General features: G+C 48.4%; 9 protein-coding genes and 1 pseudogene. 1 reads left to right on the top strand and 9 read right to left on the bottom strand.

Translation table 11 applies throughout. The features are described 5' to 3' along the window. The 8 genes and pseudogenes from P9687_RS10015 to P9687_RS09980 all read right to left on the bottom strand — a co-directional run. Positions 1-150 (bottom strand): annotated as a pseudogene (locus P9687_RS10015) (ISLre2 family transposase); the annotation flags it as partial. A gap of 275 nt (positions 151-425) precedes the next feature. Beyond that, positions 426-698, bottom strand: coding sequence for an HU family DNA-binding protein (locus tag P9687_RS10010; protein WP_013859513.1), 273 nt, complete (start codon positions 696-698; stop codon positions 426-428). Positions 699-988: 290 nt separating this feature from the next. Then, complete coding sequence (spoIVA, locus tag P9687_RS10005) at positions 989-2,467, bottom strand: stage IV sporulation protein A (protein ID WP_014098155.1); 1,479 nt, start codon at positions 2,465-2,467, stop codon at positions 989-991. 243 nt (positions 2,468-2,710) lie between these two features. Continuing rightward, positions 2,711-3,430 (bottom strand): hypothetical protein, encoded by a 720-nt coding sequence (locus P9687_RS10000; protein WP_014098154.1) that lies wholly within the window; start codon positions 3,428-3,430, stop codon positions 2,711-2,713. An 18-nt stretch (positions 3,431-3,448) separates the two neighbouring features. Beyond that, a complete protein-coding gene (locus P9687_RS09995; RefSeq protein ID WP_014098153.1) occupies positions 3,449-3,655 on the bottom strand; it encodes a DUF2768 domain-containing protein in 207 nt (68 codons plus the stop codon). Positions 3,656-3,894: 239 nt separating this feature from the next. Then, the gene (locus P9687_RS09990; protein WP_014098152.1) at positions 3,895-4,935 is read right to left on the bottom strand and encodes an NAD(P)H-dependent glycerol-3-phosphate dehydrogenase; all 1,041 of its coding nucleotides are present in this window, start codon (positions 4,933-4,935) and stop codon (positions 3,895-3,897) included. A gap of 20 nt (positions 4,936-4,955) precedes the next feature. Next, the gene (gene der / locus P9687_RS09985; protein WP_014098151.1) at positions 4,956-6,266 is read right to left on the bottom strand and encodes a ribosome biogenesis GTPase Der; all 1,311 of its coding nucleotides are present in this window, start codon (positions 6,264-6,266) and stop codon (positions 4,956-4,958) included. Between the two features lie 88 nt (positions 6,267-6,354). Next, entirely contained in the window at positions 6,355-6,951 is a 597-nt protein-coding gene (locus tag P9687_RS09980) for a YphA family membrane protein (protein WP_017550473.1), read from the bottom strand. Between the two features lie 100 nt (positions 6,952-7,051). On the opposite strand from P9687_RS09980, the gene P9687_RS09975 reads away from it, so the two are divergent. Then, positions 7,052-7,180, top strand: coding sequence for a YpzI family protein (locus P9687_RS09975; RefSeq protein ID WP_014098149.1), 129 nt, complete (start codon positions 7,052-7,054; stop codon positions 7,178-7,180). 94 nt (positions 7,181-7,274) lie between these two features. On the opposite strand, the gene rpsA is transcribed toward P9687_RS09975, so the two are convergent. After that, positions 7,275-8,411, bottom strand: a complete 1,137-nt coding sequence (gene rpsA / locus P9687_RS09970; protein ID WP_014098148.1) for a 30S ribosomal protein S1 — start codon at positions 8,409-8,411, stop codon at positions 7,275-7,277. Positions 8,412-8,471 lie beyond the last annotated feature (60 nt).

The following is an 8,471-nucleotide window of genomic DNA, read 5'->3' as shown; positions in this document are numbered from 1 at the left end:
CTCCTGTTTTAGTGATTTATCTAACTCTTCAAATATTTCCCCAACCCATTGTGTAAAAGCCTTCTGCATCAGAAGTTTAAGCTGTTCTTCAAATTCGATAAGACTCTTTGTATCCTTTAATAATCCAGCAATTATTGATATAATATCCATGGGAAGACCTCTCTCTCTAGATGTTCATCTTGAAGTGTACAATTAGATGATAGAGCGTCTTCCCATTTTTTTCCACTCATCTGCCCCTTCGAGTAAAATTTTACACATACAAACGCCGCGCTCAGGCTTTCCCCGGCTGTACCGGGATTTCGCAGGCATTTGCCCCGGGAAAACGGGTGCCAAACGTATGCGCGTTTCCCTTTTTTGGGCCCTGCTGTATTAAAAAAAAGGCTGCCCAGGCAGCCTTTTTTCCGCTCAAAGCCAACCATATGTAATTACTTCACTGCGTCTTTAAGCGCTTTCCCCGGCTTGAATGCAGGCACTTTGCTTGCCGCAATGTCGATTTCCTCGCCGGTTTGCGGGTTTCTTCCTTTACGGGCAGCGCGTTCGCGCACTTCGAAATTACCAAACCCGATCAGTTGGACTTTATCTCCGTTTGCCAATGCATTTTGAATTGTATCAAAAATAGCGTCAACTGCTTTTGTCGTATCTTTTTTGGAAAGTTCGGTAGCTTCTGCCACTGCATTGATTAAATCCGTTTTATTCATTCCATTCACCTCCTCCAAAAGAAACGTAGAAGTCATTTCCAGTTTCTTCTCTTCAGTGTATACGGTTTTCCCTCATCATAAACGTTTAAAACCGGATGGAATCAGGCTTTTCAGCACCAATTCTGTTAAAAGATTATCATAATCGCAAGAGAGGTGCAAGAACTATTCGCTAACAAAGGAAAACTTTTCAATTTTTTTCGGATTTAAAGTACTTTTCCCGAAAAAATTCTAACTTGCGGCCAAAGATGCTCGTCCCACGTATACAAAAAAGGGATACCGCGGTATCCCTCTTACAAAATAATGGCGATCAGGCCGCCTGACCCTTCGTTAATGATCCGTTCGAGCGTTTCTTTTAACTTATAGCGGGCATTTTCCGGCATAAGCGATAATTTTGCCTGGATGCCTTCCCTGACAATGGAACTTAAGTTGCGCCCGAAAATATCCGAATTCCAGATGGACAGCGGGTCATCTTCAAAATCCTGCATCAGGTACCGCACAAGCTCCTCGCTCTGCTTTTCCGTCCCGATGATCGGGGCAAATTCCGATTCGACATCGACTTTGATCATATGGATGGACGGCGCCACTGCCTTCAGCCGGACGCCGAAACGGGATCCTTGGCGGATGATTTCCGGCTCATCCAGGCTCATATCCTGCAGGGAAGGTGAGGCAATCCCGTAGCCGGTTTGTTTCACCATTTTCAGGGCATCGGAAATTTGGTCGTATTCCGATTTTGCATGGGCGAAATCCTGCATCAGCTCGAGCAGATGATCCTTGCCGCGGATTTCAACGCCGACGATTTCCTTTAAGACCTGGTCGTACAGTTCATCCGGCGCCTCGAGGTCGATTTCCGCCACCCCTTGCCCCATTTCAATGCCAGCAAGGCTTGCAGATTCAATAAATTCATATTCGTTAAAAGCCTGGACAACGCGGTCCACATCGCGTAGCCGCTTAATGTCTTTTACTGACTCTTTCACGGCGTCCTGATAATTTTCACGCAGCCAGTGGTTTTCTTTTAACACCATGACCCAGCTCGGCAGGTTCACATTGACTTCCAGTACCGGAAATTCGTACAGCGCTTCCCGCAGCACATTCAGCACATCGGCTTCACGCATGCTTTCCACTGACATGGCGAGCACCGGAAGATCATACTTTTCCTGCAATTCCGCCCTCAGCATTTCCGTCTCCGAATGATGCGGCTTTGCCGAATTGACAACAATGATAAACGGTTTGCCGACTTCTTTTAACTCGGCAACAACCCTTTCTTCCGCTTCCACGTAATCCTCACGCGGAATTTCGCCGATCGTGCCGTCTGTCGTGATCACAACCCCAATGCTTGAATGTTCCTGAATGACCTTTCTCGTGCCGATTTCCGCCGCTTCGTGGAAAGAAATCGGTTCTTCATACCACGGCGTATGGATCATGCGCGGGCCGTTTTCATCTTCATATCCTTTCGCGCCCGGAACCGTGTAGCCGACACAGTCGACAAGCCGGATGTTCACATCAAGCCCTTCGTCGACATGGACAGCAACCGCCTGGTTCGGCACAAATTTCGGTTCTGTCGTCATAATCGTTCTCCCAGCCGCGCTTTGCGGGAGTTCATCCTGCGCCCGGTTTCTGTCCGCTTCGTTTGTAATGTTCGGAAGCACAACGAGTTCCATGAATTTTTTAATAAAAGTGGATTTCCCCGTTCTGACGGCGCCCACGACCCCCAAATAAATATCGCCGCCCGTACGTTCTGCAATATCTTTAAAAATATCAACTTTTTCCAATTTGTTTCCCTCCCCACATTCGTTCCCGGGACACCATCATTCGCGCTGATGATAGGACATTATATGTGTATGATGTTGTCCGACCGCCTTATGTCTATAAAATGATTTTTTATAGATTTTCAAAAAGTTGCTGTACAGGATTTGCCCCTGTTTATTTTTTCAAAATTTTTCCTTACGAAGAGACGCAGGACCAAAAAATAAACCCTTTCTCTAACAATATATTGGGATGAGAAAGGGTTATGACTATTTTGCCATAAATACCGGTTCATTTTTTTGATTTACGGTGCAGGGAAGGGAATAAGCCGGTACAAACGGGGAGCCTTCAGTTAACAGCACGCGGATATCTTCCCCGGGTTTAAACGCCCGCTTGCCCGTTTTGAGCGCTTTTGCCAGATCAGCCCGGTAATCGACATAAATGCCGCCTCTCCCGGTAATGACAAACGGCAGTTTCCGGCCGGTATACGGAGACACCACGTACGGATCTGTTTTGTAACCGAGCTTTTTAAAATCTAAAGCGTATACATTTCTTGCAATCTCTTTTTTAAATGGCGGATAGCCCTGGGACGCAATCCGGATTTGCAAGTCTCTTATTTTCTCGGGTATTCTCGTATCAAACACTTTGACCGTCGGATGATGTTCCGGATCAAGGAGCACATATTGCAACGTGCCGCCGTTGTCATACGCATTTGCCGGCGGATCGGGCAGGTAGTTTTTCGGGCTTTTCAGCTTGTTGAAATCAATCGGGTATTTTAAATAGACCGGCGTATTTTGCGGCTTTGTCTTGATCGGAAGCAGGCCGCTATTGTCTTTCCGGTATTCATCTACAGCTTTTTGCACCATTTGAAGCTGCATGTCATCCGGCAGCCCGCTTTCTTTTTCCTGTGCCCCCGGATAAAGGCAGCCGCCTAAACTGATGCAGGCGCAAACAGCTACAAGCAATAGCAGCATATTTTTGAAGTGCAAAACGATCTCCCCCTCCGGTTAATTTGCCGGCCCGCTCAGCACGATATAAGCCATAATCAGGCCGCCCAGCGCCAGGCAGGCATACGCAATCACAGCAGCCGCCCATTTGAACAGTTTTTGTTTCAGCCTGTATCGGCTTGCAACAATCAATACCATCGCCAAACAGAGCAGGCCCATGCCAAAAAGCGAAATCCACATATTCGCCATCCCCCGGGACAAAACCATCTCCCCTTTCTCCCTTGTAAAATTCGTAAACTTTTCGGACTTCGGACATTATATCATAAGCTTTTGAAATGTTTCAATTTACGGCATAAAAAAGGCCGGGGCGAACGTCTGCCCCGGAGAAAAGGTTGACTATACCCAGCCTGCGCAGTTTAAAGCGAATTCTTTTTCCTTGCAGTTTATGCAACATGCATCCATCCGGTATCGTCCGAAAGCCTACCGGGACTTTTTTGCCAAGATGCCTAGTACTGTTCCCCCAGCATATCCATCAAACCTTCCATTTCATGTTTTTTCAGCCGGCCCATTAAATTGTCGACTGCTTCTTTCGGATCAAGTCCTTCAAATAAGACATGGTAAAGGGCATCGGTAATCGGCATTTTCACTTCGTACCGGCTGGAGAGCTGGTAAGCCGCCTTTGTTGTCCGGACGCCTTCCACGACCATTCCCATTTGTTCCAGCACATCATCGAGCTTTTTGCCTTTGCCGAGCATATTGCCGGCCCGCCAGTTCCGCGAGTGGACACTCGTACACGTCACGATCAGGTCGCCAATTCCGGCAAGCCCGAGAAAAGTGAGCGGATTTGCACCCATTTTAGTGCCGAGCCGGGCGATTTCCGCAAGCCCTCTTGTCATTAAAGCCGCTTTCGCATTGTCCCCGTAGCCGAGGCCGTCCGAAATGCCGGCTGCAAGCGCAATAATATTTTTCAGGGAACCGCCCAATTCGACGCCAATGATGTCGGGATTCGTATAGACGCGAAAATTCGAGTTCATAAAAATGTCCTGCGCTTTTTTGGCAGCTGCCATTTTTTTCGATGAAACGGTTACGGTCGTCGGATGGCGCAGGCTGACTTCTTCAGCATGGCTCGGCCCCGATAAAACCGTGAGATCCCGCAGCAACGATTCCGGCATTTCTTCTTCAATCATTTCCGAAATGCGCATCAGGGAACCCGGTTCAATCCCTTTCGTGACATGGATGATGGAAAGCGGGCTTTTCCGCACCGCTTTTACTTGCCTGCATACATCACGCACCGCTTTTGTAGGGACCGCCAGTACAGCGGTATCAATGTCGTCTAACGCTTCTTCAAGTGAAAAGATGCCGGTAATGGCAGATTGCAGCTGAATGCCCGGCAAATAAAACGCGTTTGTATGGGATGTATTGATTTCATCGATCTGGCCTTTTTTGTTTCCCCACAACCTGACCTGAAAGCCGTTATCAGCCAAAACAATCGACAAGGCAGTGCCCCAGCTCCCCGCGCCGAGCACTGCAATCGTTTTTTTGGACAAATGAAACACCCTCTTTATGTTTATTTACGCGCACGGGCGATGATGTGGATCGGCGTTCCGGTAAAACCAAACGCATCACGGATCCGATTTTCCAAAAACCGTTCGTACGAAAAATGCATCAATTCGGGATCATTGACAAACACAACGATCGTCGGCGGTTTGACGGAGACTTGCGTTGCATAAAAAATTTTCAGCCGCCGCCCTTTGTCCGTCGGCGTCGGATTCATCGCAACCGCATCCGTTATAACTTCATTCAGCACGCTGGACTTCACGCGCATCGCATGGTTCTCGCTGACCGTCTTAAGCAGCGGGAACAGCTGGTCCAGCCTCTTTTTCGTTTTTGCCGATACGTAAATGACCGGCGCATAATCAAGAAACTGAAAATGGTCCCGAATTTTCTGTGTAAACTGATTCATCGTTTTTTCATCTTTTTGAACGGCATCCCATTTGTTGACGACAATGATCACGCCGCGGCCCGCTTCATGGGCGTAGCCGGCAATCCGCTTATCCTGTTCGCGGATCCCTTCCTCGCCGTTTAAAACGACACAGACGACATCGGAACGCTCAATCGCCCTCAATGCGCGCAGCACACTGTATTTTTCCGTGTTTTCATACACTTTTCCTTTTTTGCGCATCCCTGCTGTATCAATCATAACATAAGTTTGATCTTCATAAGTATAGACGGTATCCACTGCGTCTCTTGTCGTCCCTTCTATGTCGCTAACAATGACGCGCTCTTCGCCGAGAATCGCATTAAACAGCGAAGATTTTCCGACGTTCGGCCTCCCGATGAAACAAAATTTAATGACATCTTCCCCGTACTCCTCGTCCGCTTTTTCCGGAAAATGTTTGACAACTGCATCGAGCAGGTCGCCAAGGCCGAGGCCGTGTGCGCCTGATATCGGGAAAGGATCGCCAAAACCGAGGGCGTAAAAATCATAAATCTGGGTGCGCATCTCGGGATTGTCGACCTTGTTCACTGCCAGAACGACCGGCTTTTTTGACCGGTACAATATTTTGGCGACCATTTCATCCGCAGAAGTCACGCCTTCTCTGCCGCTTGTGATAAAAATGATCACATCCGCTTCCTGGATGGCGATTTCAGCCTGCTGCCGGATCTGCTCGAGGAACGGTTCATCCCCGATATCAATGCCGCCTGTATCAATCACGTTAAATTCGTGTGTCAGCCATTCAGCCGGACTGTATATGCGGTCCCTTGTCACTCCCGGAACATCTTCCACAATCGAAACGCGCTCTCCTACAATTCGGTTAAAAATGGTAGATTTGCCTACATTCGGGCGTCCGACAATTGCCACAACCGGTTTTGCCATACGATTCACCCTTTCTGTTCCGTTTTCGCAAAACAAATCAACTTTAGTAGTTTATCAATATTTTCTTGTTCAAGCAATATGCCGTAATTCATCCTGGCTTTTCCTTTTTTGCCGCTCTTTCTGAGATGAGATTCAAGGCGGTATCGATGAAATGCCAGCCGCACGCGTAGAGGAGAAAAAGCCCGGCGATATCGAGATATGCCGCAGATCCTGCCGTAATATGGAAATCCCATTTTGCAAGCACGAGCGCATACAGGATTTCCCCTTGTGCCGTACCGGTGAGTGCAGCGGCAACAGCATCCATTTTTGAGCGAAAAAGCAAATGGACAAGGATAAACAAAAACAGGCTATAGCAAATAGTACGCCAGGCAAACATCCAGACCGGATCGTACAGTTCAAATAACAACAGGCCTGCATAACCTGTCATCACGATGAAGACGCCGGCGAGCCGGACCAAAAGTGCCCATTTCGAAAATCTGCCGAAGTACCCATAACCGGCAGCCATAATGACGATGAGCGCCCAGCTCATATCAAGACGGCCCACCGCCGCTTGATGCGGAAAGGCAATCAAAAGCAGCAAAGCAACCAGTGCTGCCGGAAACCGCAAAGGGTGATCCCTTTCCAGCAAAAATGTCGCCCAAATCCATACCGCCCACATCACCCCCAAAAAAAATGCTCCTTCCACGGTGCACCCTCCTTTATCTCCATTATGGGAAAGATTGCACCGGGTTAACCGCAAGTTTTTCGCTTTTTTCAGGCATACTACAAGCGGGGGTGAATGGGCAATGGGAAAAGACCGCCAGGAGAAAAAACTGCGCCAAAGCGGGCGTGTAGAAAGCGACCGTGACCAAGCGCTCCATTACGGAGGGGCAACCCGCCTCGAAAGCGCTGACGCAGCACGCAAACGGCAGTAAAGAAAACGGTTTATAGAAAAGACAAAGCGCAAAAAAGCTGAGCGGCACCGGCAACCCGGGCGCCGCTCAGCTTTTCCATTCCATCCGGACATTTTTACTGTTTAAATTTCTTCAACTGGTCCCCAATCATATCCCCGAGCTGGAACCCGGTATTTTCTTCAGGCAGGTCATAATCAGAAGCTTCTGTATCGGCCTGTTCCAGTTCTTTCATGCTTAAGGACAAGCGGTGTGCCTGTTCGTTGACATCGAGCACTTTCACCTGCACTTCCTGTCCTTCCCTTAACACTTCATGCGGGGTGGACACATGCTTATGGGAAATTTGTGAAATATGAACAAGCCCTTCAACGCCCGGGAATACTTCTACAAACGCCCCGAACGAAACTAGGCGTTTTACCGTTCCTGTAAGGACAGTCCCTTTCGGCGCTTTCTGTTCAATGCCTTCCCAAGGGCCCGGAAGCGTATCCTTGATGGACAAGGAAATCCGCCCGTTGTCCCGGTCCACCGACAACACTTTCACTTTGACTTGCTCTCCTTCTTGGACGACATCGGACGGCGTTTCCACCCGTTCGTGCGCAAGCTGGGAAATATGGACAAGGCCGTCAATTCCGCCGATATCGACAAAAGCGCCGAAACTCGTCAGCCTTTGCACGGTCCCTTCCAGCACCTGGCCTGCTTCGAGATGGTCAAGGATATCCTGGCGTTTTTCTTCTTTTTCTTTTTCCACAACAGCTCGGTGTGATAAAATCAACCGGTTTTTGTCTTCGTCCAGTTCAACGATCAAAAAGGGCAATGTCTTCCCTTTATAGTCGGAGAAGTCTTCAACAAAGTGGTCCTCGACAAGGGACGCAGGAACAAAGCCGCGGACACCCAAATCGACAACAAGGCCGCCTTTTACCACTTCATTGACTTCCGCTTCAATGATTTCCTGGTTTTCAAATTTTTCCTTCAGCTCATCCCAGGCTTTTTCAGCATCATATTTCCGTTTGGAAAGAATGACGGCGTCTTCTTCCACTTTCGTAACGACGAGATTCAGCTCGTCCCCTTCTTTCACGGCATCTGATGCGGTTTCAATATGGAGATTGGAAAGCTCGCTGATCGGAATAATCCCGTCCACTTTGCTGCCTTCAATGGAAACGAGCACTTGCTTTTCCTCCACTTTGACAACCGATGCTTTCACTTTATCCCCTACAGAAAGGGACCGTACTTCTATTTCATTCATTTCGTCTGACATATGTACTTCCTCCTTATCCGGCGCTTCAACTACCATTGAATATACCCGTTCTTTTCAAAT

It is taken from the genome of Weizmannia sp. CD-2023 (assembly GCF_036225245.1).
GTDB classification, from domain to species: domain Bacteria; phylum Bacillota; class Bacilli; order Bacillales; family Bacillaceae_C; genus Weizmannia; species Weizmannia faecalis.
The sequence above is the reverse complement of the archived record's forward strand: the minus strand, read 5'-3'. Positions and strand labels throughout refer to the sequence as shown.